General features: G+C 45.3%; 20 protein-coding genes and 1 pseudogene. 6 read left to right on the top strand and 15 right to left on the bottom strand.

What is annotated here, in order from left to right; all coding sequences use genetic code 11:
- Positions 1 to 44: 44 nt before the first annotated feature.
- On the bottom strand, positions 45 to 3,173 hold the full coding sequence (locus tag PO771_RS00470) for an Ig-like domain-containing protein (RefSeq protein ID WP_272561367.1): 3,129 nt from the start codon (positions 3,171 to 3,173) through the stop codon (positions 45 to 47).
- A 256-nt stretch (positions 3,174 to 3,429) separates the two neighbouring features.
- Here PO771_RS00470 and PO771_RS00465 point away from each other — a divergent pair, with 256 nt between their 5' ends.
- Positions 3,430 to 4,776 (top strand): TrkH family potassium uptake protein, encoded by a 1,347-nt coding sequence (locus tag PO771_RS00465; protein ID WP_272561366.1) that lies wholly within the window; start codon positions 3,430 to 3,432, stop codon positions 4,774 to 4,776.
- A 43-nt stretch (positions 4,777 to 4,819) separates the two neighbouring features.
- Here PO771_RS00465 and PO771_RS00460 read toward each other — a convergent pair whose 3' ends face one another.
- The 10 genes from PO771_RS00460 to PO771_RS00415 all read right to left on the bottom strand — a co-directional run bounded on the left by PO771_RS00460 (position 4,820) and on the right by PO771_RS00415 (position 14,016).
- Positions 4,820 to 5,524, bottom strand: a complete 705-nt coding sequence (locus tag PO771_RS00460) for an ABC transporter ATP-binding protein (RefSeq protein WP_272561365.1) — start codon at positions 5,522 to 5,524, stop codon at positions 4,820 to 4,822.
- A gap of 2 nt (positions 5,525 to 5,526) precedes the next feature.
- Complete coding sequence (locus PO771_RS00455; RefSeq protein WP_272561364.1) at positions 5,527 to 6,291, bottom strand: ABC transporter ATP-binding protein; 765 nt, start codon at positions 6,289 to 6,291, stop codon at positions 5,527 to 5,529.
- On the bottom strand, positions 6,288 to 7,256 hold the full coding sequence (locus PO771_RS00450; protein WP_422664969.1) for a branched-chain amino acid ABC transporter permease: 969 nt from the start codon (positions 7,254 to 7,256) through the stop codon (positions 6,288 to 6,290). The genes PO771_RS00455 and PO771_RS00450 overlap by 4 nt, the downstream gene beginning before the upstream one ends.
- 5 nt (positions 7,257 to 7,261) lie before the next feature.
- Entirely contained in the window at positions 7,262 to 8,143 is an 882-nt protein-coding gene (locus PO771_RS00445; RefSeq protein ID WP_272561363.1) for a branched-chain amino acid ABC transporter permease, read from the bottom strand.
- Positions 8,144 to 8,157: 14 nt separating this feature from the next.
- A complete protein-coding gene (locus tag PO771_RS00440; protein ID WP_272561362.1) occupies positions 8,158 to 9,318 on the bottom strand; it encodes an ABC transporter substrate-binding protein in 1,161 nt (386 codons plus the stop codon).
- Positions 9,319 to 9,392: 74 nt separating this feature from the next.
- Positions 9,393 to 10,052: a GntR family transcriptional regulator gene (locus PO771_RS00435; protein ID WP_272561361.1), complete on the bottom strand. Its 660-nt coding sequence runs from the start codon at positions 10,050 to 10,052 to the stop codon at positions 9,393 to 9,395.
- 91 nt (positions 10,053 to 10,143) lie between these two features.
- A complete protein-coding gene (gene cyoD, locus PO771_RS00430; RefSeq protein WP_272561360.1) occupies positions 10,144 to 10,467 on the bottom strand; it encodes a cytochrome o ubiquinol oxidase subunit IV in 324 nt (107 codons plus the stop codon).
- 1 nt (position 10,468) lies between these two features.
- Positions 10,469 to 11,080 (bottom strand): cytochrome o ubiquinol oxidase subunit III, encoded by a 612-nt coding sequence (gene cyoC / locus PO771_RS00425; RefSeq protein ID WP_272561359.1) that lies wholly within the window; start codon positions 11,078 to 11,080, stop codon positions 10,469 to 10,471.
- The gene (locus PO771_RS00420) at positions 11,080 to 13,068 is read right to left on the bottom strand and encodes a cbb3-type cytochrome c oxidase subunit I (protein ID WP_272561357.1); all 1,989 of its coding nucleotides are present in this window, start codon (positions 13,066 to 13,068) and stop codon (positions 11,080 to 11,082) included. Before PO771_RS00420 ends, cyoC begins: the two co-directional genes overlap by 1 nt.
- Before the next feature lie 24 nt (positions 13,069 to 13,092).
- A complete protein-coding gene (locus PO771_RS00415; RefSeq protein ID WP_272561356.1) occupies positions 13,093 to 14,016 on the bottom strand; it encodes a cytochrome c oxidase subunit II in 924 nt (307 codons plus the stop codon).
- 415 nt (positions 14,017 to 14,431) lie between these two features.
- On the opposite strand from PO771_RS00415, the gene PO771_RS00410 reads away from it, so the two are divergent.
- On the top strand, positions 14,432 to 14,968 hold the full coding sequence (locus tag PO771_RS00410) for a DUF420 domain-containing protein (protein ID WP_272561355.1): 537 nt from the start codon (positions 14,432 to 14,434) through the stop codon (positions 14,966 to 14,968).
- 46 nt (positions 14,969 to 15,014) lie between these two features.
- Here the strand turns inward: PO771_RS00410 and hrpB are convergent, their stop codons facing one another.
- Positions 15,015 to 17,498 carry an ATP-dependent helicase HrpB gene (hrpB, locus tag PO771_RS00405; protein WP_272561354.1) on the bottom strand — a complete coding sequence of 828 codons (2,484 nt, stop codon included), beginning with the start codon at positions 17,496 to 17,498 and terminating at the stop codon, positions 15,015 to 15,017.
- Between the two features lie 97 nt (positions 17,499 to 17,595).
- Here hrpB and PO771_RS00400 point away from each other — a divergent pair, with 97 nt between their 5' ends.
- Both PO771_RS00400 and PO771_RS00395 read left to right on the top strand, forming a co-directional pair.
- Positions 17,596 to 17,805, top strand: a complete 210-nt coding sequence (locus tag PO771_RS00400; protein WP_272561352.1) for a hypothetical protein — start codon at positions 17,596 to 17,598, stop codon at positions 17,803 to 17,805.
- Positions 17,806 to 18,000, top strand: a complete 195-nt coding sequence (locus PO771_RS00395) for a YwbE family protein (RefSeq protein WP_272561350.1) — start codon at positions 17,806 to 17,808, stop codon at positions 17,998 to 18,000. It abuts the gene before it with no gap.
- A gap of 30 nt (positions 18,001 to 18,030) precedes the next feature.
- On the opposite strand, the pseudogene PO771_RS00390 reads toward PO771_RS00395, so the two are convergent.
- Positions 18,031 to 19,140, bottom strand: a pseudogene (locus tag PO771_RS00390) (DEAD/DEAH box helicase); the annotation flags it as partial.
- 42 nt (positions 19,141 to 19,182) lie between these two features.
- Positions 19,183 to 20,088: a glutamate biosynthesis transcriptional regulator GltC gene (gltC, locus tag PO771_RS00385; RefSeq protein WP_272561349.1), complete on the bottom strand. Its 906-nt coding sequence runs from the start codon at positions 20,086 to 20,088 to the stop codon at positions 19,183 to 19,185.
- A gap of 201 nt (positions 20,089 to 20,289) precedes the next feature.
- Between gltC and gdhA the strand changes: the two genes are divergently transcribed.
- Positions 20,290 to 21,672 (top strand): NADP-specific glutamate dehydrogenase, encoded by a 1,383-nt coding sequence (gdhA, locus tag PO771_RS00380; RefSeq protein WP_272561348.1) that lies wholly within the window; start codon positions 20,290 to 20,292, stop codon positions 21,670 to 21,672.
- Between the two features lie 153 nt (positions 21,673 to 21,825).
- Positions 21,826 to 22,974 carry a cyclic nucleotide-binding domain-containing protein gene (locus PO771_RS00375; protein WP_272561347.1) on the top strand — a complete coding sequence of 383 codons (1,149 nt, stop codon included), beginning with the start codon at positions 21,826 to 21,828 and terminating at the stop codon, positions 22,972 to 22,974.
- 44 nt (positions 22,975 to 23,018) lie between these two features.
- Here the strand turns inward: PO771_RS00375 and PO771_RS00370 are convergent, their stop codons facing one another.
- Entirely contained in the window at positions 23,019 to 25,670 is a 2,652-nt protein-coding gene (locus tag PO771_RS00370) for an S-layer homology domain-containing protein (protein ID WP_272561345.1), read from the bottom strand.
- Positions 25,671 to 25,842: the final 172 nt, after the last annotated feature.

The following is a 25,842-nucleotide window of genomic DNA, read 5'->3' as shown; positions in this document are numbered from 1 at the left end:
AGGAGGCAGCCTGTTTTTGGTTGCCTCTCTCTTTTTCATACACCTTATGCTTTTTTCACTGTGACTCTACAAATTGCTGTCTTATTTCCGTCAACAGTTTTTACAGTGATTGTTGCCGTTCCTGCTGAAACTGCCTGTATCGTTCCATTCTCATCTACCGTTACGACAGACGGGTTGCTGCTTACCCACGTAACAGATTGATTTGTGGCTGTAATAGGATTTACCGTCGGAAGCAGCTGTACTGCAGCGTCACCGACAGTCATCGTCAATGTCGTCTGGTTCAATGTCACACTTGTCACGCCCTGAATAACCGTAACTTCTGTACTTGCTGTGAAATTCCCGTCTACGGTTTTTACTGTAATAGTAGCAGTTCCAGTAGATTTCGGTGTGATGATACCAGAGGTACTTACAACTGCAACAGCAGGGTCGCTACTAGTCCATACTATATTTTTATTAGTTGGAGCAATGGGTGTAAATACTGGTGTTAATTTTAGAGCTGTTCCAATCTTGGCGGTTGCACGCTCCCCTAGGCTAATGCCTGCAACAGGAACAGAAGAACTTACCCGACAAGTTGCTACTTTTCCACCTTCTACCGTTTTAGCCGTGATAATTGCCGTGCCGGATCCTACAGCATGAACTTTACCATTCTCATCTACTGTCGCGATTTTCGGATTGCTGCTGGTCCACGTTATCGCTTGATTTGTCGCATTTTCCGGAGTAATGGTCGCCGTAAGGGCTGCATCCTCTTCTCCTACCTTCAGGCTAAGAGCTGTTTTATCCAGCTTTATTCCGGTAACCGCCCAGATCACTGTTACATTTGTACTTGCTGTAAATCCACCATCTACCGCTGTCGCTGTAATGGTCGTACTACCTGGTGTTTTTGGTGTAATGACACCTTTCTCGCTGACTGTTGCGATTTCTGGATTGCTACTAACCCATGTTACAGCTTTATTCGTTGTATTCACTGGCGTAAAGACTGGGGTTAATGTAGACGTTGTTTTCATTTTGACTGTCAGGGCCTCTGGCAGCTTCATTGTAGTTCCTACTACTGGTACAGTTACTCTGCACGATGCTACTTTTAAACCTTCTACTGTTTTTGCCGTAATGACTACTGTTCCTGGCTTTATAGCATGAACTTTACCATTCTCATCTACTGTCGCGATTGCCGGATTGCTGCTGGTCCACGTTATCGCTTGATTTGTCGCATTTTCCGGAGTAATGGTCGCCGTAAGGGCTACATCCTCTTCTCCTACCTTCAGGCTAAGAGCTGTTTTATCCAGCTTTATTCCGGTAACTGCCCAGATAACTGTCACATTCGTACTTGCTGTAAATCCACCATCTACCGCTGTCGCTGTAATGGTCGTACTACCTGGTGTTTTTGGTGTAATGACACCTTTCTCGCTGACTGTTGCGATTTCTGGATTGCTACTAACCCATGTTACAGCTTTGTTCGTTGTATTCACTGGCGTAAAGACTGGGGTTAATGTAGACGTTGTTTTCATTTTGACTGTCAGAGTTTCTGGCAGCTTCATTGTAGTTCCTACTACTGGTACAGTTACTGTGCACGATGCAGTTTTTAGACCATCTACAGTCTTTACCGTAATAGTTGCTGCTCCTGGTTTTACAGCATGAACTTTACCATTCTCATCTACTGTCGCCACTGCTGGATTGCTGCTGATCCAGGTTACTGCTTTATTTGTCGCACTTACAGGAGCAACGGTGGCCTGTAACGTACGATCTTCTTCCCCTACTTTCAAGATAAGCGTTTTGGGATCTATGGTGACTCCAGTTACAGGTGCTGTAACTGTTACATCAATGGCAGCCTGTTTGTTTCCATCTACCGTAGTAGCAGTAATGGTCGCTTTGCCACCGCCTACTGCCTTGACTACTCCTTGTGCCACTGTTGCCACACTCGCATCACTTGTTGTCCAGATAACATTTTTATTGCTTGCATTGCTTGGTGCCACTGTGGCTGTTACCGCAGCAGTCGGTCCTCCAACTTTTAAGGAGAGCGAATTAGTGGACAAATTTACAGACTCAACAGGCGTTGGAGTATTATATGTTAGCGTAACAGTGACAAGCACATCTCCCTTATCTGTTGTCCGAGCAAAATCAGATTTTGTATACCCATAGGAAGTAATATTGTTTAAGCCGGTTACCACCGCACTTAGGTCAGCTACAAATGTTGAACCACTTGTATATCGGAATGTCTTAGAGCTTTCCTTGTTTACGATCATGCTTTGAATTTGGGCGGCCAGTTCGGTACGATTTGATGCTGTATTTTCTGACTTCAGATACTGAAGTCCAAGTGCTTGCTCAATCGCTTCATAATCAGCTACTCGAGTAGGGTCACTTATCTTCTTCTGTGCCAGAACTTCATCAAACATCGTGACAGCCGCAGGATATGTCTTAGTCCACGAATGATTTACTTTGATTTGTGAGTCTGTAAGATTGTAATAATCATATTTCACTCTCCCCGCAACGTCTGGAACCGGATCATCCCACGTCGGGTCCAGATGGTACCAGGCTCCATCCAGTTTTAGTGCTACCCATGCATGTGCCTGCCCTCCAGCTGTTCCTTCAAGAATTTTTGTTTCGATGCCTACTTGATTGAGCATTTTATAAGCAAGCAGAGCATACCCCTGACATACCGTCTTATACGGTGCCACAACACCTGCATAGGCAGAATGCTGTACCATACTTGTGTCATAAGAGATACGCTTTACGATCCAATCATGAATTGCTTTTTCTTTTTGGTAGTCATTCATATCAGGGGTAATGATTTGCGCAAGCGTTTCTGTTACAACTTGATCCACTGTATTAGTCTGCGCAAGATTTTCCCAATAAGAGAAAGTGAAATTTAAATTTGAGGTATTTCCACTTATGGCGAGAGAGTATTGATACTGTTTGGTTGTAAAGTAAAGATAATCATCCTGACTATTTATACTGTCAATGATTGCTTTCACGTTACTTTGTGTCAGCGCCCCTCCCGTATACGTAATACTATATGTGGCAACACGGCTGTGCATAGCCGTACTCAACTTGCTTTCCAGCTCGGTTAAATTTGCCGCTGTTTCTGTAGCAGCAAAAACAACAGAATTCGGAAAATGGTAAAACATGATGCTAGCTACTAGAAACGTAGCAACTAGCACTTTTTTTATAGTAGTACTCATCTTTTCCTCCCTTTAAAATGTAATAGAAAATAAGATCTACATAAAATATCGGCATGGTCAAAGAAACCCATTATTAAAGAATCACATCATTTTAAATTAAATTCAGTAAACGAATCTTTAGATCTATAATATATATGCTTTAATAGTCGATATGTTATTGAAACTTTCAAATAGAGAAGCCAAAATATGAAACCTTGACGTATGGGCTGTACTTTGTTCAAAATGGAAGTTGTATGAAAAAGAAAGGACTGGCAGCATGCAAAAACTATCCAACCGTTTTTCAGCCCAGCAGCTTCTTGTGGGCGCTTATTTTCTAGCAACGTTCCTATCCGTCATCCTGCTGATGCTCCCTCTTAGTCTAAAAGAAGGAGTTACACTTTCATTTATAGATGCGTTGTTCATTGCGACAAGTGCTGTAAGCGTAACGGGACTTGTTACGGTCAATCCTGTCGATACATTTAGTGTATTTGGCACGTTTGTTCTGATTTTCGCCTGTCAGGTCGGCGGGATTGGCATTATGACGCTGGGGACATTTCTCTGGATTCTACTGGGGAAAAATATCGGACTCTCGTATCGCATGCTCATCATGACGGATCAGAACCGGAATAATCTATCTGGGCTTGTCCAGTTGATGAAGCTTGTAATCGGCATGGCGATTTTTTTTGAAGCGATTGGAACGGTTACTCTCGGATTTTACTTCTGGGGAGCCGGTTATTATGCTACGTGGTACGAGGCGTTTTATTATGCACTCTTTCATTGTGTCTCCTCGTATACGAATGCTGGGATTGATATTTTCGGAAATTCTATGCTTGGATTCTCACACGATTATTTCGTACAAGGTATTACAATGCTGCTCATCATGCTTGGTGCAATCGGCTTTCCCGTACTTGTTGAAGCGTATGAATACTTTGTTAAAAAATGTCGTCCATTTCGCTTTTCGTTGTACACAAAGCTTACGACGCTTACCTTTTTCTTTTTGATTGTAGTTGGCTTTATTAGCATACTTGCAATCGAAAATAACCAGGCCTTTATCGGTATGAGCTGGCATGAAAAAGTATTTTATGCATTATTCAATTCTGTTACAACCCGAAGCTGTGGTCTTGTAACGATGAACATGACAGATTTTAGTACGCCTACACAGTTCCTGATGAGCATTTTTATGTTTATTGGGGCAAGTCCTTCTAGCGTAGGAGGCGGCATTCGTACTACGACGCTTGCGATTATGATATTTACTGTTATTGCATATGCACGTGGTCGTCAAGAAGTCCAATTATTTGGACGTTCCTTGTATCAGACAGACATTATCAAAAGCTTCGTTGTTTTTACCGTCTCCTCCATTACCGTATGCACCAGCATTATTATTCTGCTCATCCTTGAGCATGATCGCTTTTCTGTGATGGAAGTACTTTTTGAAGTATGCTCAGCATTCGGAACTACAGGGCTTTCACTCGGGATTACAAGTAATCTTTCCACGGTTAGCCAGTGTATCATTGTTCTACTTATGTTCATGGGGCGGATTGGCGTGCCGGTTCTCCTGTTCGTTTTCAAAAATAAGCAACAATCACGCATCCGTTATCCAGGCGAGCGAGTTATGATTGGATAAAACAGCAAAAAAGCAGAGGAGCTAGCTGCCCCTCTGCTTTTTCTTATTTCACACCAAGATAAGCTTCTTTTACTTTCGGATCATTCAGAAGGTCTTCCGAAGAACCAGATGCAACCAGTCTGCCTGTTTCCAGCACATATCCTTTATGGGCTACTTTCAAAGCCTGGCGTACATTCTGCTCAACAAGAAGCACGGTTGTTCCTTCCTCATTAATCTCGCGGATAATCCGGAAGATATCTGCGATAATAAGTGGCGCAAGTCCCATAGAAGGCTCATCCAGCAAAAGCAGCTTCGGCCGAGACATGAGTGCCCGGGCAATCGCTAGCATCTGCTGCTGACCCCCGGACAATGTTCCACCGAGCTGGGATACACGCTCACGCAAAATCGGGAAACGATCCATCACCTTCTCGATATCTTGCTTAACCTCATGATCACGGCGCTGAAACGCCCCCATCTCCAGATTTTCTAGCACGGTCATCTTAGACAAGATCGCCCGGCCTTCTGGAACAAGGGAGATGCCACGCTGTACAAGCTGATCAGGGCGCATCCCAGTAATGTCTTCGCCCATGAATTCAATCCGGCCTGCTTTTGGCTTCAGCACACCCGCAATTGTTTTCATGGTCGTCGTCTTACCCGCACCGTTCGCCCCGAGCATTGTCACGACTTCTCCTTGCGTTACTTCAATATCAATGCCTTTCAGTGCCTGAATGTTGCCGTAATATGTTTCAACCCCAGTCAGTTTTAACATGCTTATTCATCCTCTTCCTTACCTAGATACGCTTCAATTACTTCCGGGTTATTCTGAACATCTTCCGGCTTTCCACCCGCGATTTTCTTCCCAAAGTTAATAACCGCCAGATGATCACAAATGTTCATGACCAGCTTCATGTCATGCTCGATCAGTACAACCGTTACGTCCATTGACTGAATGCGTTTGATCAGGTGAAACAAATCATCTGTTTCACTTTCATTCATGCCCGCTGCTGGCTCATCAAGCAAAATTAGCTTTGGCTCAGTCGCTAACGCCCGAGCGATTTCGAGACGACGCTGCTGACCGTATGCCAGATTTTCCGCGATTGTATCTCCGTATCCATTCAATCCTACAATATCAAGCAGTTCTTCCGCTCTGGCTCTCGTACGGTGTTCTTCTTCCTTCTGCGAACGGGTACGGAATACGCTGCCGAGCACACCCGCCTTCGTCCGACTATGTGCACCGACCATTACATTCTCTAATGCAGAGATATGGTCAAACAATTTAATATTCTGAAAAGTTCGTGTAATGCCAAGTTCTGATATTTGATGCGGCTTCATACCGCTAATTGCCTTACCCTCAAATGATACAGTACCTGAAGTTGGTGGAAAAATCGCGGTAATCACATTAAACAACGTCGTTTTCCCTGCCCCATTCGGACCGATCAAACCGAAAATTTCTCCTCTTTCCACTTCAAAACTTACTTCTGTCAGCGCCGCCAACCCGCCGAAAACCTTGCTTACGTTCTCAAGTTTCAAACTCATGACGACACTCCTTCCTTATTAACTGATTTTTGTTTACGCGTCCGCCATGCAGTCAACCTACGCCATGTAGAAGCATCGAGAATTCCCTGCGGACGGAATGCCATCATAAAGACGAGGAGCGCCCCATAAATCATCATCCGATATTCACTCGCAAAACGAAGTGCTTCTGGCAGCAATGTTAGTAGTGTGGCACCAAGCAACGGCCCCCAGATGACGCCACTTCCGCCAAGTACCGCAAAGATTAACACCTCAACCGCTTTATGATAGTTAAAATCTGCTGGGCTAATGAAGAACGTTACATGTGCAGATAGTGCACCGGCCATACCAGCAATTATAGCCCCCTGTACAAATGCAAGCACCTTGTAATAGGTCACATTGATGCCCATCGCCTGTGCGGCACTTTCATCACCAAGAATCGCCTCATATGCCCGTCCTACACGTGACTTTCCTTGACGATATATGAATAAAACCAACAAAACGAGCAAAATAAACAGTACGATAATGGTCAGAAGAGAGGAAAACTGCGGTACGCTTAAACCCAGTGCTCTAGCTTGAATCCCCATATCTCGAAGAATTTTTACAAGTGATTGTCCAAGCTGAGGAATTCCATTTAAACCAAGTGCACCATTCGTAATCTCCATATTATTTAATACAACCCGTACCATCTCACCAAAGCCAAGCGTACAAATCGCCAGGTATACCCCACTCAATCGCAGGGCCGGAATCCCGATCGCAAGACCGGCAACACCTGCAAGCAATCCACCTGCTATGATTCCCACAGGCATGGGCAATTGAAGTTTAAGTGTCAGCAACGCCGATGAATAGGCCCCAATACTCATGAACCCAGCCGCTCCAAGTGAGAGCTGTCCCGTTGAAAGCGGCAAATACATACTCATTGCCAGCATACAGTTAACCAAAATAAAAATACCAATTTGCAGTACGTATGGATTTAACAAGTCATGCACTGCAATCACCGCCTAACTGGCTGCTTGGAGCCGAAGATACCTTGTGGTCTAAGAAGCAGAATTACGATAATCATACCGAATGCGACCGCATCTCGATATGCGGAATCTCCGTATACAACCGCCAGTACTTCCGTTACACCAAGAACGAGGCCGCCTACCATTGCACCTGGTACACTTCCCATTCCACCTAGAATAATAATCGCAAGACCTTTGAGACCTACAGAGACACCCATCGTCGGAGTAACAGCATTAAAGCCCATCCCGACAAGAACACCTGCCAGACCGCCTAATGCAGAGGCTAATAGCACGGTAAGCAAAATAATTCTTCGCGTGTTTACCCCAAGAATGGCTGCTGTCTCGATGTTTTCTGCTGTAGCACGTAAGGCCCGTCCATATCGTGTTTTACCTAGCCATACTTGAAGTGCGATCATCACCGCAACTGCAATGGTGAAAATAATAATTTGGACCAGGGAAATGCGAACCGAACCCAATTCATACGTTACATTTGTAAACGGAATGGGAAAAGGCTGCGTCTCTGGTCCAAACAACTTGTGAGCTAAATTTTCGAGAAAAATAGAAACCCCAATTGTGCTAATCAAAGATGCCAGATGCGATGCACCCTTCTGTCTGCGTAATGGGCGCAGTGCAATCCATTCCATTAGAAGTCCAATTAACATTGTAGCAATAATTGCAGCGATGATCGCCGTAAGAAGTGAACCCTTATAGTACAGCACCGTCATCAATCCGACGAATGCACCGAACATGAAGATCTCGCCATGTGCCATATTAATAATCTCTAATACCCCGAAAATTAACGTATACCCTAGTGCAACTAGGGCATACGTACTTCCGAGGGTTAATCCGTTAATAAGCTGTTGTGTCAGCATACGAACAATCCCCTTTATTTCACTAGCTTAAATTCTCCCTTTTCAACGTGAAGGACTTTAACTTCCATCACCGGGTTACGCTTTTCGTCGAACTGGAACTTACCTGTTACACCTTCAAAGTTTTTCAGACCTTTCAATGCTTCTTTCAATGCTTCACGGTCATCTGCTTTGCCAGAGTTTTTAAGAGATGTCGTCATAATATACAGAGCATCATATGCCTGAGCTGCGAACTGATCCGGCTTCTTGCCGTACTTTTGCTCATATTTCTTTACAAACTCATCAGCCTTCGGCGAACCACCTGGATACCATGGGCTGCCCACGTATGCATTGTCAGCTGCCGCACCTGCCTGTTTTACTAGCTGCGGTGAGTTAAAGCCATTACCACCGATAAATGGAACATTCAGCCCCATCTCTCTTGCTTTAGAAAGAATAAGTCCGCCTTCTTTATACAGGGAAGATACAAGCACTGCATCCGGCTTTTTCGATGCAATAGCTGTCAGTTGTGCACTGTAGTCGGTATCACCGTCTGCAAATGTTTTCGTATCCACAATTTCAAGTCCAAGCTCTTTTGCTGTCTTCTCCATTGTCTTGTAGCCTGATACACAGAAATCATTGTTGCTGGAATACATAAGAGCAACTTTTTTAATTTTTTCTTTCTCCACAACTTTTTTGACTGCCTCTGGAATGGCAATGGACTCAGGCAGAGCATTACGGAATACATAGTCTCCACTATCCGTAATCCCTTCCGCTGTTGTCGATGTTCCCATGATTGGCACACCATTCGAATTCGCGATCGGTGCAGCTGCAAACATCTCACCACTCAGTGTAGGTCCAATAATGCCAACTACATTATCATTATTAATCAGTTTGTTTGCCGCAGTGATGGCCTGATCTTTTTTACCAGCTGAATCTTCAATCACAAGGTCGACTTTAAGCTTTCCCTTGTTTTCCTGATTCAGCTCGTCCTGTGCCAGTTTCAGGCCATTCGTGATTGCTTCCCCATAAGCGGAGCCGCTTCCTGTAAGAAAAGAAATAACCCCGATTTTAGCAGTCTGCTCTCCAGAAGATTTATCACTTCCTCCTGTACTCTGCGAGGCACCGCCCCCACATCCTGACAACAACCCTAATGAAAGGGCTGCTGTTGCCGCTATACTCATCCATTTTTTCGAAATCATCTCTCTAGTCCCCTTTTATATCATTTTTTAAAAAATATCACTTTTTATAGTTTTCTGTCAACTGAAAACATACGTTAAGCGTTTTCATTAACAAGTTCTAAGAATCTTTTTATCGTACGACGAATATGTGTCTGCATTTCTTGCTCTGCTTCCTCTCCATTCTTCCTCTCCAATGCATGTACGATTCTTTCATGGTCGGAGATCGCTGTTACAAACAGATCACATCGATTTTCAAGAATGACACTGCGCATATAGATGGCTTTTTCCTTAATGCCTGTAAGCAGATCAATGAGCTGGCGATTGCCTGATGCACGCGTAATAATATCATGAAACGACTGATCCCAGACGCTTGCCTCATCCGGTCTATTACCCTCAATAGCGATTCGCATTTTTCCGATTGTATTGGTAAGCTCACGTCTATCTTCAATCGTAAGAAATGCTGCCGCAAGACGTGCAGCAAGCCCCTCAAGGCTTTCACGACATTGAAACACTTCTACAATGTCACTAACCGTTGGTCGATACACATATACAGCGCCTTCTCCCTGTACAAGTAATCCATCTTGAATAAGCATCCGAAATGCTTCTCGAACCGGCCCTCGACTAATCCCCAGACGTTCTGCTAGCCTAGCTTCTACCATGCGCTCACCAGGTCCATATTCTCTTCGCAGAATCAAACCTTTTATGACTTGATATGCCTGAATATGCAGCGGTTCGGCTTTTGTAATACTATCCATCCACATCAGCTCCATCTACTTTATACTACTACTTTATACTAAAAAGTCTCTGTGCCGCAATGCAGCACAGAGACCCCTACTACTTCAACGCCTATGATTGTACCTGAGAGTTGAAAGCCATAATCCAGATAGCACCGCCTACGATCGTAACAACAAACACCATTCCAAGAATGAGTGCCATGACGTTATAACGCGGACGCTCTCCTTCACGAATATGCATAAAGAAGAACAACTGAATCAGGAACTGAAGTACAGCCATCACAAGGATGGATGCAATGGTAGCAACCGGGCTAAGCATGTGTTTCACGACGATCATGATCGGAATGATACTAAGAATGATCGACAGAATAAACCCAATAATATAAGACTTTACAGAACCATGTTCTTCATGGTGTTGATGTTCATGTGCCGACATCTTACATCACCCCCATCAAGTAAACAACAGTGAACAGGAAGATCCACACTGCGTCAAGGAAGTGCCAGTACAGGCTAATGATCATAATCTTACGCTTCGTTACACCTGTAATACCACGGCGCATAAGCTGGAAGATCAGACCTGTCATCCAGAAAAGACCGAGACTAACGTGCAAACCGTGTGTACCTACGAGCGAGAAGAACGCAGATAAGAATGCACTACGGCTGATTGTTGCACCTTCATGCGCAAGTGCAATAAACTCATTAACCTCAAGACCAACGAACGCTAGACCAAGCAACGCTGTAATGACAAGCCAGCCAATAAGAGCACTACGGTTGCCCTTATTCATCGCCAGTACGGCCAGACCACTTGTGAAACTACTTGTCAAAAGGATAAACGTTTCAGCAACAAATATAGGAATCTCGAATAGTTCCTTACCAGTCGGACCGCCATCCGTATGTGTACGAAGAACAACGAAGGTCGCAAACAATGTACCGAAGAGAATACAGTCCGTGATCAGGAAGATCCAGAACCCGAGCATCTTAAGCGATGTCTCGTGTTCTGTATGATCATGATGGTGATCATCATGATGATGGGCAGCTGCTTGTGCCATTATACAACCCTCCCCAATGAAGCCTCGGTGCGTTTAACTTCGTCAACAGGGATATAATAATCCGTGTCATAGCTAAAAGAACGAGCAAACATACACAGTCCTACACCAATAAGACCAATTACACCTGGAACGATCATCCAAGAGAATGTCGTTTCCATTGTCAGGCCGAAACCTGCAAGGAACCAGCATGCACCCATTACGAATGGGATACCAGAGTTCTTCGGCATATGAATCGCTTCAAACTGCGGTTTTTCTGCTTTGTAACCTGGTTTATTCATTTCTTCTTTCGTCAGATACCAGTCGTCAAAACCTTTAACCTGTGGTACAACCGCGAAGTTGTATACAGGTGGTGGAGACGGGATTGACCACTCAAGAGAGCGACCTGTGCCCCAAGAGTCTGTAGCCTTGCTGCGCTCTGCATACAGAATACCATGAACGATCTGCCAGCCCTGGAACAGGAAGCCGATACCCATCAGGAACGCACCAACGGTAGACACCATGTTAAGCGGAGCCCAACCCATGTCCCAGCCGTATGTGTACAGACGACGAGTCATACCCATGAAACCAAGAGCATATTGCGGCATGAAGCACACGTAGAAACCAATGTTCCACATCCAGAATGCCCATTTACCAAGACGGTCGTTTAACTTGAAGCCAAAAATTTTCGGCCACCAGTAGTACAGACCTGCCAGATACGGGAATACTGTACCCCCGATCAATGTCTGGTGGAAGTGAGCAACCAGGAAGTAACTGTTGTGATATTGATAGTCAGCTGGAGCAACGGCAAGCATAACCCCTGTCGCACCACCGACTACAAAGCATGGAATGAAGCCCAGCAGCCAGAGCATCGGCTGAGACACTTCAATACGGCCGCGGTACATCGTAAACAGCCAGTTAAATACTTTAACCCCTGTCGGAATACCGATCGCCATTGTTGAGATCGCGAAGAATGTGTTAACGTCAGCACCTGCACCCATCGTAAAGAAGTGGTGAACCCAGGTGAAGTAAGAAACAACACTGATAACCATCATGGCGAATACCATGGATTTGTATCCGAAGATCGATTTCTTCGAGAACGTACTTACTACTTCCGACAAAATACCGAAGGCTGGTAGAACTACGATGTATACCTCAGGGTGACCCCACATCCAGATCAAGTTGACATACATCATTGGATTACCGCCACCGTCAATTGTAAAGAAGTGAGCGTCAAAGAAGCGGTCTACGAACAGCAGTGCAAGAGTAACTGTCAGCACCGGGAAAGCGAAGACAATGATAATGCAGCTAGCCAGAACAGACCAGGTGAACATTGGCATCTTCATCAATTTCATGCCCGGAGCACGCATTTTAAGGATCGTTACAAGGAAGTTAATCCCTGTCGCCAAGGAACCGATACCGGAAATCTGAACACCCCAGATGTAGAAGTTCTGACCCGGTCCATGACTAAATGCATTTTCCGAAAGCGGCGGATAGCTCAGCCATCCAGCATCCGGAGAACCACCGATTACGAACGAAAGGTTGAACAACATTGCACCGAAGAAGAACAACCAGAAACTTACGGAGTTCAGGAACGGGAATGCAACGTCACGCGCACCAATTTGCAACGGTACAACCCAGTTGAACAGGGCGAACATGAATGGCATCGCCATGAACAGGATCATAATCGTACCGTGCGTAGTAAAAATCTCATTATAGTGCTCAGAATGCAGGAACTTCAGATCTGGTGCTGCTAGCTGAACACGCATTAACAGGGCATCAACACCGCCACGGAACAACATAAGCAGCGAAGCGATGAAATACATTGAACCGATTTTCTTATGGTCAACTGTTGTAATCCATTCACGCCACAGATAACCCCATTTTTTGAAATATGTCAGAACAAAAAGAATACCAACCGTGGCTAATACAATCGAAACATCCGCACCATAGATCATCGGGTCGCCCGTAACAAAAAACTTAGATGCGAAAGTGTTGATGTTTTCTAACATATGGATTTCCTCCTTCCTTTCGCGTTATTTATTCATACTTTCTTTAGACATTTCACCTTTTGCAGCCTCTTTATGTTCGAAGTGGCCAGTGTGGTTGTCTCCACCGTTTTCCATAACGCGCTCTTCAAAAATTCCTTTCGGATATGAAGAGTACTCTTGTTTATCTACAAGACCTGGTACACTATAAAGCTTTTCATACTCTGCACGAGTCAAAGCCGGCTTTGTTTGTTTTACATTGGTAACCCATTGTTCAAACTTAGCAGGTTCTTCTGCAATTGCTTTGAACTGCATGTGTGCAAATCCTTTACCTGTGAAGTTAGCGCCTGAACCGAAGTATTGACCCGGATGATCAGCTTGTGCGCCCAGCTTCATTGCCATACCTGGCATTGTATACGTCTGACCTACAATTTGCGGAATCCAGAAAGAGTTCATCGGTGCATTATCTGCTGTTACCTGGAACTCAACCCGTTTTCCAACTGGAATGTGTACTTCATTTACCGTAGCGATGTTTTGGTCCGGATAATGGAACACCCATTTCCAGTCCATAGATGAAACCTGAATTACCATCGGTGGCTCTTCAGTTTTTGGCGGGTTCGCCAGAGCGAATGTATCACGTGCTGTGAAATAACCCAGGATACCGATAATAAGAATTGGTACCCCCCACCAGATGATCTCAAGCACCTTACTCTCGTCCCAATGTGGGGTATAAGGTGCATTGTTGCCTGGCTTATCGCGGAATCGATATACGACATACGCGAAGATAGCCAGAACCGGAATCACGACGATTGCACACAGAATTGTGGAAATCACAATCATTCGGTATTCCACTTCAGCAACGGGACCTTTTGGATCTAACACGATGTACTGCTCGCATCCAGATAAAAGGACCATTGCCAAAGCTGCCATGATGAAAAACCCAGACCGACGCAGCAGCTTTTGTTTGCTCACCTTTTTTCATCTCCTCTCTTACGCATCCACCCTAAGATGATGTAGAACATTTAATAGCGCTTTTATAATATCAGAGATAGTCGTACTCCGCTTGTTCGTTTCACTATTATTCATCAATTCGTCACAATTAAAACACGAAACTTTCTCAGATTCTCCACACGTGCTCTTTTAAGCCAGAAAAAGGACTATGAAAACTGAGCACTATAATGTAGAAATAGATAGTAAACAACTAGTTGAGATTGTTTTCACATGCTTGTATACTCATATGGGACAAATCTGCTTAATTCACAATTATGTTGCATTTTTCTTACTGTGTATGTACAAAAAAAGCGCTACAATAAGACACGTGAATCGTTGTTTTTGTCGACGATTGGCTACGCTAAAACTAAAGAAAGATCAAGGAGTGATTTTAATAATGAATCAGCAGGTGAAGCAGCGCAATTATACCCCGATTATTGTGGGTCTCACAATTGTTATTAACTTACTTGTCGCTGTTCTATACTTCATGCCGAAATACAACGGCCTTGGCAACGTTAATCTAACGTTTCTGCCGTTTTTCAACGCTGTCATGAACAGCTTCACATTTATTTTCCTGGTGGCTGCTCTTTATTCCATTAAGCAAAAAAACATTCAGCGCCACCGCCGTTATATTTTTGCGGCTTTCACAACAACAGCCCTGTTTCTGCTTTCGTATGTGACATACCACGCACTGGCGCCATCTACACACTATGGCGGAGAAGGAATTCTACGACCGATCTACTATTTCGTTCTTATCACACACATCGTTCTGTCCGCTGTTATCGTTCCACTGGCACTTATTTCGGTAACACGCGGTCTGAATATGCAGGTGGACAAACACCGTAAGATCGCACGCTGGACGATGCCGCTTTGGCTGTATGTCAGCCTTACCGGCGTCATTGTGTATATCATGATCTCACCTTATTACTCATAGGGAACCAAAAAAAAGAACCGTCGCGCTGACGGTTCTTTTTTGCTAGTTATTGTCGCGGGCGCACCCGACTAGTCGGAAGTGCCTGTAACGGATCATCGGGCCAATAATGCTTTGGATATCGACCTTTGAGGTCTTTTTTTATTTCAAAATACGTAGTACGCCAAAAACTAGCCAGGTCACGGGTCACCTGTACCGGACGGTTAGCCGGCGATAGCAAATGCATAAGCAGTGGAACTCGTCCTCCTGCAATACATGGTGTCTCCATCCATCCGAATACTTCTTGCAGGCGCACAGCTAGCACCGGCTGCTGTGGATCACTGTAATCAATCGGAATGCGTGAGCCGCTTGGAACAAGGATATGTGTCGGTGCTTCTGCATCAAGTTTTTGACGATCTTCCCATGACAACATCCCCTCCAGCACATCCTTCATATTCAAACGTTCTAACTCCGCCCGGCTTTTTAAACCGTATACGTGCGGCGCAGCCCACTCTTCAAGGGAATCCAACAACGCTTCATCGGATACTTCAAGTGTACTCACTCCCGCCTGATACAAGAAAGCAAGACGTTCCCGCAGCTGCTTGGCTGCCTTATTCCATGCAAAAATACGCAATCCTTCTTCACGAATGCCTGCAAGCAATGCAGACAGACAATCATCCGGGTTCAGGCTCATAAGCGGTTTCTCTGACAAAATCAGCGCCCCAAGTCTCATACGGTTTCGCGCACGAACTGCCTGCGCAGCATGATCCCAGACAATCCATTGTTCTTCTTTCATCTGCTCACCCGCATGTTCGATAAGATCTTGAATATCGACCGGAGCGGCTAGAAAAATTCGACTCTCCGGAACGTCATCTCCAAGTTCTGCGGCTACTAGATAGGCAGACGTACTCATTGCCTGCCCTTCTACGAGCATTGCTCCTCGACCATTACTTAATAAAAATCGTCCATTCTCGCGCCGCTGGGCAATACGGTCTGGATAAGCGAATGAAAGCAACAATCCACACCAGTCGCTCTTCCTGTCCGACTCGTCCTTTACCATCAGCTGATGCTTCCACTCTTTTGCTTCCATCCAGATCCGCTGACGTAACCCATCATCTATTTGATAAGGCATACTTTGGTTGCTTCGTGCATGAAGTAGGTCAATCCGAAGCCGTATGTCTACGTTCTGCTTCTCTCCACGGACAAAGTCCCGCTCACTAAGCACTGTCGCCAGTTCACATGCTAGACTACCAAGTGCAAGTTCTTTAGCCCGCAGCATCATATGCGCCAAGCGTGGATGTACACCAAGCGCGGCCATCTGGCGACCATGCGTTGTAATCACCCCATCTTTTCCAAGGGCACCTAGTTGCATCAAAAGCTCTTGTGCCTGCGCGAAGGCTGCTGCCGGAGGCGCATCCAGCCAGAGAAGTTCCCTTGGATCAGCTCCCCATTCTGCCAGCGCAAGCGTAAGTGGGGCCAGATCGGTCTCGAGAATCTCCGGTGTTCGACGTGCCGCAAGTTGCCGATCTTCTTCCTCTGTCCAGAGACGAAAGCATACACCCGGCGAAAGACGTCCGGCACGTCCACGCCGCTGATCGGCCGACGCACGGGATACGCGGACCGTTTCGAGCCTTGTCATTCCCGTACGTGGCGAGAAACGCGACACACGCATCAGACCGCTATCAATAACGATACGCACTCCTTCAACCGTCAGGCTTGTCTCCGCAATCGAGGTGGCCAATACGACTTTTCGCTCACCTGGTTTTCCGGGTGCAATCGCCTGATCCTGTTCATCCCGTGACAAATTGCCATACAGCGGAGCGACACGTACTTGTTCCGTCCATTCAATCTCGAAAAGCATTCTTTCAACCCGGCGTATCTCACCTGCACCTGGCAGGAATACAAGCACATCGCCATTATGCTGCTGTAAAGCCTTTTGAATCGTTTGTACAACTGCGGCCTCAATCGTTCCATCTATTCGCTGCGCAGCATAATACGTTTCAACAGGAAACGCCTGTCCCTCACTCTCAATAATAGGAGCGCCGTTAAGAAGCGCTGCGACTGGTTCCGCCTCTAGTGTGGCGGACATAACAAGAATGCGTAAATCATCCCGCAGGAGCGCCTGTGATTGCAGGCAAAGCGCAAGCCCCAGATCGGCATGTAGATTCCGTTCATGAAACTCATCAAAAATAACCAGGCCCACTTCTTCAAGTGAAGGATCATTTTGCAGCATCCGGGTAAGAATCCCTTCAGTTATGACCTCAATTCTTGTGGTAGGCCCTACTTTTGTATCCATTTTAACGCGATAGCCAATCGTCTCTCCCGCCTTCTCATCAAGCGAAGCCGCCATATAGCGAGCAGCGGTGCGTGCAGCAAGGCGACGCGGTTCGAGCATTACAATGCGCTTACCAGCAAGCCATGGCTCATCAAGTAAGGCGAGTGGGACTTGCGTTGTCTTCCCCGCACCCGGCGCTGCGATCAGTACAGCATTCTGCCGTGTCCGCAGCGACTCCCGTAAATCAGGGATCACTGCTTTAATGGGCAGCTTTGTCATGCCACGTCCCCCTATGGTATAGTGTATTGACATCATCATACCAAAAAGCAAGCTTGCACATTCACACGAATTTTTATGATAGAGGGGATATATAACCATGTCTGATTCTACACAAAACGAACAACATACTTCTGCAACAGAAAAGAAAAAAATCAGTCTGCAAGATGCAATCAAACAAAAACTTGCGAGCAAAAAACAGGCGCAGCAGACAGCACAAAACGGGCAGCAGCGTGCTTCCGGCAGCCAGAAGATGAAAAGCCAGCAAACGAAAAAACCAAATAACCAGCGCCGCCGTACAGGTGTCTAAATGAATGGGCAGCAGCGCGTCAACATCCTGCCTGGTATTGAAGTGGACATCGTACTCAAGCAAGATCAGCGGACAGGCAAAACAACACGCGGCATCGTCAAAGACATTTTGACGAAATCTAGTTTTCATCCACACGGCATTAAAGTGCGTCTGCAAGATGGGCAAGTGGGACGAGTGAAGACAATTATTAAATAAAAAAAGGGTGAGCGGCGCTGCTCACCCTTTTTTATTTGCGTTCTGCCTCGGAAGTCTCATGCGGATTCCCTTCTCAATCATCGCCACATATGGACGATCTTTCGGTGCAGCAAGCGTAATCGCAAAGCCCGCTTCTCCTGCTCGTCCGGTACGCCCGATCCGATGTACATAGCTCTCTACATCATGTGGAATGTCATAATTAAACACATGGGTCACCCCGTCCACATCCAGTCCGCGTGCGGCCACATCCGTAGCGATCAGAAGATGAATCTGTCCCTCCCGGAAGCGCTGCATCACCTGCTCTCGCTTCGCCTGTGACAAATCACCATGCAATTCATCTACACTGTATCCTCTCGCCTGCAGGGCCTCATTCAACTTACTAACCCGCCGTTTGGTCCGACAAAAAATCATCGCCAAAAATGGATGGTGCTCATTAATCAAGCGGCATAATGTATCCTGCTTTGCTCGATCTGTCGTCTCCACGAGAAGCTGCTGAATATCTGAGACTGTAACCTCTGCTTCTTTGACGCGAATGTCATACGCCTCTCGCGTGTATTTCGCCGCCAGTGTGCGCACCGCTTGTGTCATCGTAGCCGAAAATAGCATCGTCTGCCGTTCATCTGGCGTCTGGCTAATAATATCCTGCACTTCCGGCAAAAATCCGATATGCAGCATCTGATCAGCCTCATCAAGCACAAGCATGGACACATGTGACAATTCAATAGTACCTCTTCTCAGGTGATCAAGCAGACGCCCTGGCGTTCCGATGACGATATGCACAGCTCCTTCCAACTGTTTCATCTGCCGCTCGACATCCTGACCTCCGTATACGGCCAGCACATGGATGCCAGATCCATCCACCAGCTTCTTCGCTTCTGCGGTCACCTGTAGCGCCAGTTCGCGTGTCGGGGTAATGATTAATGCTTGAATATGATTTATCGATAAATCAACCTTCTCTATAATCGGCAGCAGAAACGCCAATGTCTTACCTGTTCCAGTCTGTGCTTTTCCGATGACGTCTCTTCCCTGTAGCAGAACCGGAATCGCCTGTTCCTGAATGGGAGTCGGTGTTGTAATTCCATTTTCCTGAAGTTTTGTATCCAAAGATGTGCTAATTCCTATCTGCTGAAAATGATGCACGTTCAGTCCCTCGTTTCTATGTGGTTTCCCACATCATATCCTCTATCCTTCAAAGCGGTTTAATACAGCAAAGAACCGCTTTAAAAACGTATAAAAAAGCTCCTCTGTTGGCAGCAATTCACGTTCACGTGGAATAATAACACCAACCGTCCGCGTTACCTTCCCCTCACTAATCATTTTCTTCACAGTTGCACGCGGGATACTATCCACAAGCGTAATTTCAGGAATCAATGTGACACCAAGCCCGGCTGCTACCAGCCCTTTGATAGCATCAATATCCTCACCTTCAAACGATACGTCCGGCCTAAAGCCGAATTGACTGCAAGCCTGGACAACAATATCCCGCAGAATAAACCCTGATGGAAACAATACAAACGGATCATCCCGTAGCTGACCCAGCTGGACAGACGATTCTTTCGCTAGCGGATGATTCGACGGCAGAAGTGCCACAATATTTTCGAGAAAAAGAATATCTCCCTTCACACGCTTCTCCTGTGTGGGTACAGGACCAAGCAGCGCAATATCAATATCCCCCTTGTCCACCGCATCGATCAGGAAATGATACGATCCTTGACGCAGCTGGAATTTTACATGAGGATGTTCCTGCCGGAATGCCGAGATAACAGTCGGAAGCATGTACGCAGCCAGACTACTCGGAAATCCGACCCGAATAATCCCGCGTTCCGGGTCCAGATACTCCTCTACTTCTCGCTTTGCTTTCTCAATTACATTCATGGCTTGCTGCATATGATCGAGAAACATACGCCCGATTGGCGTCAAGCGTACATTCCGTCCCTCTCGAATAAATAAGTTCACGCCCAATTCTGCTTCCAGATTAAAAATCTGACGACTAACCGCTGACTGCGCCACATGTAGGGCATATGCCGCCTCTGTCACATGTTCACGTTTGGCTACTTCGATAAAATACTGGATCTGTCGAAGCTCCACATTGTCACCTCCCCACTAATCAATCTCAATATGGCATTATTTTTATCTAATATCTATATTGTTTAGATTAATTTACACACGATACAATGAACGTAGGAAAAATTAAACAAGTAACTGTATTTTTTTATCCGAATAATTAAAAATTATAAACTAACCTACTTGGAAGTTAAAGTAATGTATAAAGGGGAGATTGAGGAGACTATGGCTACGGTACAAGAAGTTAAACAGGACGCATTGCAAACTGCGAAAAAATATGTAAACGACGTGTATGAAACGGTAAAAAAATGCAATCCACACGAAAATGAATTCCATCAGGCAGTCAAAGAAATTTTAGATTCTCTGGTACCTGTTTTCGTAAAACATCCAAAATATATGAACAACGCCATTCTGGAGCGAATCGTCGAACCAGAGCGCATCATCTCATTCCGTGTTCCATGGGTAGATGACCAGGGTAAAGTTCAAGTCAACCGTGGATTCCGTGTACAGTTCAACAGTGCAATCGGACCATACAAAGGCGGTTTACGCTTCCATCCTTCTGTTAACGCAAGCATCATCAAGTTCCTCGGCTTTGAACAAATTTTCAAAAACTCCCTAACAGGCCAACCAATTGGCGGAGGCAAGGGTGGTTCTGACTTCGATCCAAAAGGCAAATCTGATATGGAAATCATGCGCTTCACACAAAGCTTCATGACGGAGCTTTGCAAATATATCGGACCAGATACAGACGTACCAGCAGGCGACATTGGTGTTGGGGGACGCGAGATCGGCTTCTTATTCGGACAATATAAAAAAATTCGCGGCGGCTATGAAGCAGGCGTTCTAACTGGTAAAGGACTTGGCTATGGTGGCAGTCTGGCCCGTACAGAAGCAACAGGCTACGGTGCCGTCTACTTCGTACAAGAAATGCTGAAAGATCAAGGACTCAGCTTTACAGGCAGCACCGTTGTTGTATCCGGCTCCGGTAATGTTTCCATCTACGCGATTGAGAAGGCAACAGAATTAGGCGCAAAAGTTGTAGCCTGCAGCGATTCAAATGGCTACATTTATGATCCGAATGGCATCAATCTTGATACTGTGAAGCGCCTGAAGGAAGTCGAACGCAAACGAATTCATGAATACGTACAGGAACACCCGCAGGCGCAATATTTTGAAGGCTGCACAGGCATCTGGTCGATTCCATGCGACATCGCTCTTCCGTGTGCTACACAAAATGAGATCAATGAAGCATCTGCAAAACTGCTCGTGGCAAACGGCGTCAAAGCAATCGGTGAAGGTGCAAATATGCCATCTACACTCGAAGCAATTGACGTGTTCCTGAACAACAAGGTGCTCTTCGGACCGGCTAAAGCGGCTAATGCAGGTGGTGTAGCTGTTTCCGCACTAGAAATGGCTCAAAATAGCATGCGTCTCGCTTGGACTTTTGAAGAAGTTGACGCAAAACTGCATCAAATCATGGTAAATATTTACCGTAACAGCGTGAAAGCTGCCGATGAATATGGTCACCCAGGCAATCTCGTTGTAGGTGCGAATATCGCTGGCTTCCTTAAAGTTGCCGATGCAATGATGGCACAAGGCATTATCTAGTTGTATATCTACCTTTCCTCTATAAGAAACCCTGCCTACTTTTTACAATAGGCAGGGTTTTCTTTTATGAGCTGGTGTACATTTACTGTTACCCTATGTATGATAAAGTAATAAATTCCCTGCACTATACTCCCCTATTAGGAGGATTCATACATGTCGCCACGTATTTTTTCCTTATTGGAAAGCCCCGCACTCTGTTCTTTTTTTGATCTAGAAGCTCCCTTTCCTGATACCATTCCCGCTGATCTGGAAGCTTTTCTTGCTAGGCTGCACTTGATCCGATTTTCTCCTGATGATGTCATTGTAATCGAGGGTGAAGTAGGAGATGCCGTATATATTGTTGACTCCGGTGAAGCGACCGTCACCAAGAAATCTGGCTCGTCCGAATCGATTATTGGCAAGGTAATAGCCGGTGATATTGTCGGAGAATTAGCTTTGTTTACGGATAGCACCCGAGCCGCTACCGTTCGGGCCTATACGGAAGTTGTAGCGTTTCGCATTTCCAAACAAGATTTTGATGAACTAATTCAGATGTATCCACATATTAGCGGAACATTTTTACGCCGCTTGTACAATCGCCTGACTCATTCGTATCAGGAGCTTGAACAGCAAAATCGGCAGCTTGAAACATTGAATCATTATCGTTCAGAACTGAGCTCGATTTTTACAATGGTTGTGCTTGTCATGAGCGTGTATTCATTTGCACTTGAAATTTTTCAGTCAACCCTTCTTTCCGATACGATCAAGTTCTGGGGAAACAGATTTATAGAAATCATTTCCCTCCTGGTCATTATGCGGATTATTCATAACAGCAAGCTCTCTGTGACTGATTTCGGAGTTACATGGACCGGAGCGGCACGGGCGTATAAAGAAGCTTTGTGCGTATCCATCGGTGTCATTCTGCTCTTAACAGGACTAAAAGTGGTCACCCTCACATATGGATGGATATCGTTCTCCGATCATTCTATCATTTCCTTCTCTTATTTTAACTGGACGTACATTACGTATCTTATTGTCGCACCCCTACAAGAACTAATCGGTCGCGGCGTGATTCAAAGTTCCATTCAACGTTTACTGACAGGCAAGCGTGCAACTTTCTGGGCGATATTGATCACATCCTTCTTGTTCGGTGCCCTTCATCTGCACACTTCTCTCGCACTTGGTACCGCTGCGCTTATATCGAGTCTACTATGGGGAGCTTTATTTGCTCGGCATGGAACGCTTGTAGGGGTTAGTCTCTCACATTTCCTGATTGGCAACTGGGTAGGATTGCTCGGCTTCTGGGATATCGTATTAACATAGAAAAACTCGCGGCACACAACGTCCGCGAGTTTTTCTTATTCTTTCTATTCGTTTCTAGCAATCTCGTACAGCTCGTTATTCAAGAAGTACAGGGCAACTTTGTCATTTTTCCGCAAACTATTCAGCAGAGTTTGCAGTTGTGTTTGACGGTTAAATAATGAATCCGGCAAATAATAGCTGCTTTTCGCTGTATAAATTCGGTCACCTAATGGATCAAGCGATGTAAAGGTTGTCTCCACTTTTGAGAGAACGATGATGCTTTTCGCCCCATTAGCTGCTTCTGCGACCTGCACCCGATTACCTGGCACAAGTGAAGTCAGATTTGTATACGTACGGTCTCCGATCTGAATGCTGCTGCCGTATCCAAGTGTCAGCTCGTTCGTAACCCCGTTCAAATCTTTTACAACTACTTTATTCGTTTCCGGTGTTACCTGTGTTACTTGTCCATATATACTCGGCACGACTGCGACTGACTTCAGTGTGTTACCCAGATACGTAACGCGCAGTACATCACCTTTCTTCACATCTGATACTTTTGGATATGGAATGCCTGGAATAGTCAGTGTCACACCGCCATCTACCGTAAGATCACGTGATCGTCCCTGTTCATTCTGCGCTGTAATTCGTGTGGTATACGATGAATTATTCTCCGTAGCGCGATATACGTATGTTTTTTCCACATCGATAGTTGTTATTTTACTTGTATCCATCTTCATGGCGATCTTATCACCCGCTCGAAGATCACGCAGCTCCTCACCACTTACGTCATAGATCGTAATGTCAACATTTCGGTCTACTACATAAACTTTCGTCTCGCCTGTTTCAAGCTTCACTGTCAGTAATCGATCATCTGTATTTACATAGACTACTTCCGCACGAAGTCTATTATCTGCATTAATTGAGATAATCTTGTTGTCTTCATTCAACTGAATCGATACGGTCATATCTTTTTTAATATCTGTGAGATTTTTGGAGTTCCCATTGAGTAGAACCTGAGCTGTAGGAAGTACCTCGTATGCACGCAACTCACCATTGCTGCTCTTAAGAGAGAGAACACGGTTCGTCGTGTCAAGAGCAAACACACTGCCAGACAGCAGGTCATTACTGCCCTTTACTGTACGATTCTTGATCGCAATTGAAACAACTGCATTATTCTCGACCTTTACTTCTACTTTATCGCCCACTTTAATATCAGCAAGCGTTGGAGCAATCGCCCCATTCAAAGAGACAGTCGCAGACGATGCAATCGTATAAGCCTGCATGTCTCCCTTATCGTTTTGCAGGGCAATAAATTTATCCGCTGCACTGATTACTTTAACCGTTGCCGTCTCCCCTGCGTTGGCTGTTGAACCAGCCACAATAATCTTCGTAATGGCCCCATTATTCACTTCCAGTTTCACAGAATCACCCGGAAGTAAATCTTCTACACTCGGGAATCTCTTATTCTTGTATTCAATATACGTAGCATCTGTATATTGATAGGCTTCCAGCTTGCCAGCCGCCGTTTTGATCGTAAGCAATTGTGTTGCTTTATCAATATCATAAACAGTGCCCGCCATAGCTTGCTCCTGGCTTACATTTGTTCGCTTCAGTTCCACTACCTTGCCATCTGCATTTATGGACAACTCAACCTGGTCGCCTTTTACAAGCTGACTCACCTGTAGTTTATCAGAGCCAGATGTTACCGCTGTACTATCCGAAATCGTATACGTCTGAAGCTTGTCATCCGATAGTCGAACTACAACTGTCTTTGCCTCACTAAATACTTTTTCAATCGTTCCCTTTACCGTTGTATACTGCGGCTTAGCCGGCTTATTCTGTAGAACTTCGACATAGTCAGCTTTTCCGTTCGTCCCGATTACCATTACTTGACTGTCCGCGTCTACGACTGCACTTGTGATTTCCTTGCTGTCTTTATAAAACTTGGTCTGACTTGTAAGCGTGTAGCTCTGCTTTCCGCCAGCCGAATTGATGATAGAAAGTGTACTGCCTGTTATACTTTCCACCGACCCAACCTGCGTCGTGTCCGATGTTACATCTATGTATTTTTCACTCTGACTTAGTACAGAAACAATTTGGGCACGCGTAACGGCATAGTTTGGTTTAAACGAGTATTTCCCATTCTCCAGGTAGCCGGATACCAGCCCAAGACTCGACGCTGTCTTCACATATTCTTTCGCCCACTCTGGCACGTCTGCTGCATCGGTAAATACAGTCGTTTCAACTGATTTTCCTACTTCACTTTCCTTGCCAACCATCCGTACCATCAGCTGTGCAATCCAGGCGCGGGATGCGTATTCATTCGGGCTAAAGTTTTTCTCGGACGGTTTTATCAGTCCTTTGGAAATCGCCAGTGCAACTGAACCTTTGGCCCACGTTGGAACTGTATATGGAATGGCTGTATTTTTGTATTTTTCTGCTTCGTCAGCTAATCCCATATTTCGAACAGCAAGTGCGACTGCTTGCAATTGTGTTACTTTTTGTTCTGGCTTGAATGTTCCATCTTCGTAACCAGCTACTACATTACGCAGACTCATTTTCGTGATATATGGAGTAGCCCAATGGTTTTTTGCTACATCTGAGAATTTCCCAGCGGACACCGGAGCCGCTTCTACTGAAACAGGGACGATCAGACTTTGCACCCCTAGCAAACCTGCCAGTGTAAAAGGGGCTATTGTACGTTTGATGCGCTTCATATGCGATATTCGCTCCTCTTGTCAATCGAAATATTTCTTAGGTTACCTCATATTGTAAACGATTTTACGAGAAACGTACACCGAACTATGGTTACAACATATAAAAATCATGTTCATTTTAATAATGAATCGTTCATAATTATCCGATTATGTTAGTATAAGGTTATGGTTA

Origin of the sequence: Aneurinibacillus uraniidurans (genome assembly GCF_028471905.1) — a bacterium.
In the GTDB taxonomy this organism is placed as follows: domain Bacteria; phylum Bacillota; class Bacilli; order Aneurinibacillales; family Aneurinibacillaceae; genus Aneurinibacillus; species Aneurinibacillus uraniidurans.
The sequence above is the reverse complement of the archived record's forward strand: the minus strand, read 5'-3'. Positions and strand labels throughout refer to the sequence as shown.

Coding starts and splice junctions, on each gene's coding strand:
- PO771_RS00470 (WP_272561367.1), bottom strand. CDS start 3,173: ATGAGTACTACTATAAAAAAAGTGCTAGTTGCTACGTTTCTAGTAGCT.
- PO771_RS00465 (WP_272561366.1), top strand. CDS start 3,430: ATGCAAAAACTATCCAACCGTTTTTCAGCCCAGCAGCTTCTTGTGGGC.
- PO771_RS00460 (WP_272561365.1), bottom strand. CDS start 5,524: ATGTTAAAACTGACTGGGGTTGAAACATATTACGGCAACATTCAGGCA.
- PO771_RS00455 (WP_272561364.1), bottom strand. CDS start 6,291: ATGAGTTTGAAACTTGAGAACGTAAGCAAGGTTTTCGGCGGGTTGGCG.
- PO771_RS00445 (WP_272561363.1), bottom strand. CDS start 8,143: ATGCTGACACAACAGCTTATTAACGGATTAACCCTCGGAAGTACGTAT.
- PO771_RS00440 (WP_272561362.1), bottom strand. CDS start 9,318: ATGATTTCGAAAAAATGGATGAGTATAGCGGCAACAGCAGCCCTTTCA.
- PO771_RS00435 (WP_272561361.1), bottom strand. CDS start 10,052: ATGGATAGTATTACAAAAGCCGAACCGCTGCATATTCAGGCATATCAA.
- cyoD (WP_272561360.1), bottom strand. CDS start 10,467: ATGTCGGCACATGAACATCAACACCATGAAGAACATGGTTCTGTAAAG.
- cyoC (WP_272561359.1), bottom strand. CDS start 11,080: ATGGCACAAGCAGCTGCCCATCATCATGATGATCACCATCATGATCAT.
- PO771_RS00420 (WP_272561357.1), bottom strand. CDS start 13,068: ATGTTAGAAAACATCAACACTTTCGCATCTAAGTTTTTTGTTACGGGC.
- PO771_RS00410 (WP_272561355.1), top strand. CDS start 14,432: ATGAATCAGCAGGTGAAGCAGCGCAATTATACCCCGATTATTGTGGGT.
- hrpB (WP_272561354.1), bottom strand. CDS start 17,498: ATGACAAAGCTGCCCATTAAAGCAGTGATCCCTGATTTACGGGAGTCG.
- PO771_RS00400 (WP_272561352.1), top strand. CDS start 17,596: ATGTCTGATTCTACACAAAACGAACAACATACTTCTGCAACAGAAAAG.
- PO771_RS00395 (WP_272561350.1), top strand. CDS start 17,806: ATGAATGGGCAGCAGCGCGTCAACATCCTGCCTGGTATTGAAGTGGAC.
- gdhA (WP_272561348.1), top strand. CDS start 20,290: ATGGCTACGGTACAAGAAGTTAAACAGGACGCATTGCAAACTGCGAAA.
- PO771_RS00375 (WP_272561347.1), top strand. CDS start 21,826: ATGTCGCCACGTATTTTTTCCTTATTGGAAAGCCCCGCACTCTGTTCT.
- PO771_RS00370 (WP_272561345.1), bottom strand. CDS start 25,670: ATGAAGCGCATCAAACGTACAATAGCCCCTTTTACACTGGCAGGTTTG.